We start from the raw sequence: 1,472 nt of genomic DNA, 5'->3' as shown, positions 1-1,472 counted from the left end.
TCCGGCACCGACGCGGACAGCCCCGTATCAGCGGACAGCCCCATACCAGCAGAGCCCACCCCCTCCCTCTCCCACTCGGAAGGCAACCCCACCTCATGACCGGCACGACGACCGCCGACGAGAAGCTCACCTGGCTCATCGAGGGCCTCCTGGAGCGCACCCCGGGCGCGCGGCACGCGCTCGTGCTGTCCCGGGACGGCCTGAAGCTGTGCCGGACGCCCGAACTCTCCGTCGACCAGGCCGACCAGCTCGCCGCGATCGCCGCCGGCATCCAGTCGCTGTCGCACGGCGCGTCGGTGGAGTTCGGGGACGGCAGCGGGGGTGTGCGCTCCGCGATGACGGAGTTCTACGGCGGGGTGCTGTTCATCGTCGAGGCGGGCGAGGGCGCGCACCTGGCGCTGGTCACCACCGAGGACGCGGACGCGGGGCTGATCGGGCACAACATGAGCGAGCTGGTCGAACAGCTCGGCGAGCACCTGCGCGCGGAACCCCGCGCGTCATGAGCCGCCCCGGCAGGGACGACTCACCCGACCGCCTCTACACGCTCACCGGAGGCCGCGCCCGTTCCGGACCGGACAGCCCGTTCGACCTGGTGACCCTCGTGGTCGCCGAGTGCGATCCGGCGACCGGGATGCAGTCGGAGCACGCGGCGATCCTGCGGATCACCGAACACCCCACGTCCGTCGTCGAGTTGGCGGCCGAACTGAAGCTTCCGGTGTCCATCACCAAGATCCTCCTCTCCGACCTTCTCGCGGCCGGCCGGGTCAGCGCCCGTCATCCGCGCAAGGCCGATCTCGATCCCGACGTCCTGGAACAGGTGCTCGTTGGACTCCGCAACCTCTGACGCGCGCACCCCCTTGGGTGCCTCCGCCGACAACGGCCTGAAGATCGTGGTCGTCGGCGGCTTCGGCGTCGGCAAGACCACGCTGGTCCGCTCGGTCAGCGAGATACGTCCCCTCAACACCGAGGAGACGATGACGAAGGCCGGCGAGGCCGTCGACGACATCAGCGAGGTGCGCGGCAAGTCCGCGACCACGGTCGCCTTCGACTTCGGCCGCATCACGCTCGACGCCCGCAATGTGCTGTACCTGTTCGGCGCCCCCGGCCAGGAACGGTTCTGGTTCCTCTGGGACCGGCTGTTCTCCGGGACGCTCGGCGCGGTCGTCCTCGTCGACACCCGCCGGATCGGCGACTCCTGGTACGCCATCGACCGCCTCGAACACCACGGCACCCCCTTCATCGTGGCCTGCAACGACTTCGGCGGCACCGCCTACGCCCCGCAGCAGATCCGCGAGGCCCTCGACCTCGACCCGCACGTCCCCCTCCTGGACTGCGACGCCCGCTCCCGCGCGTCCGCGAAGCAGGTGCTGATCACCCTGGTCGAGCACGTCAAGAACGAACACGCCAGGGGCCGTTACGACGGCCAGGACCCCGGTCGCTACGACGGCCAGGGCGCCGCCCGCCCCCAAGCC

3 protein-coding genes are annotated in these 1,472 nt (G+C 70.6%); all 3 read left to right on the top strand.

The window, feature by feature from the left end:
• The first annotated feature begins 95 nt into the window (after positions 1–95).
• Positions 96–503 carry a roadblock/LC7 domain-containing protein gene (locus AC31A1_RS51320; RefSeq protein WP_393752415.1) on the top strand — a complete coding sequence of 136 codons (408 nt, stop codon included), beginning with the start codon at positions 96–98 and terminating at the stop codon, positions 501–503.
• On the top strand, positions 500–844 hold the full coding sequence (locus AC31A1_RS51315; protein ID WP_489659900.1) for a DUF742 domain-containing protein: 345 nt from the start codon (positions 500–502) through the stop codon (positions 842–844). Before AC31A1_RS51320 ends, AC31A1_RS51315 begins: the two co-directional genes overlap by 4 nt.
• On the top strand, positions 825–1,472 hold a 648-nt coding region (locus AC31A1_RS51310; RefSeq protein ID WP_489659899.1), incomplete at its 3' end, for a GTP-binding protein. The genes AC31A1_RS51315 and AC31A1_RS51310, both read left to right, overlap by 20 nt.

Source organism: Streptomyces sp. P5F9, from assembly GCF_057961495.1.
The sequence above is the reverse complement of the archived record's forward strand: the minus strand, read 5'-3'. Positions and strand labels throughout refer to the sequence as shown.

Bases quoted from the DNA above. Each gene is read 5' to 3' on its own strand.
- AC31A1_RS51320 (WP_393752415.1), top strand. From the start codon at position 96: ATGACCGGCACGACGACCGCCGACGAGAAGCTCACCTGGCTCATCGAG.
- AC31A1_RS51315 (WP_489659900.1), top strand. From the start codon at position 500: ATGAGCCGCCCCGGCAGGGACGACTCACCCGACCGCCTCTACACGCTC.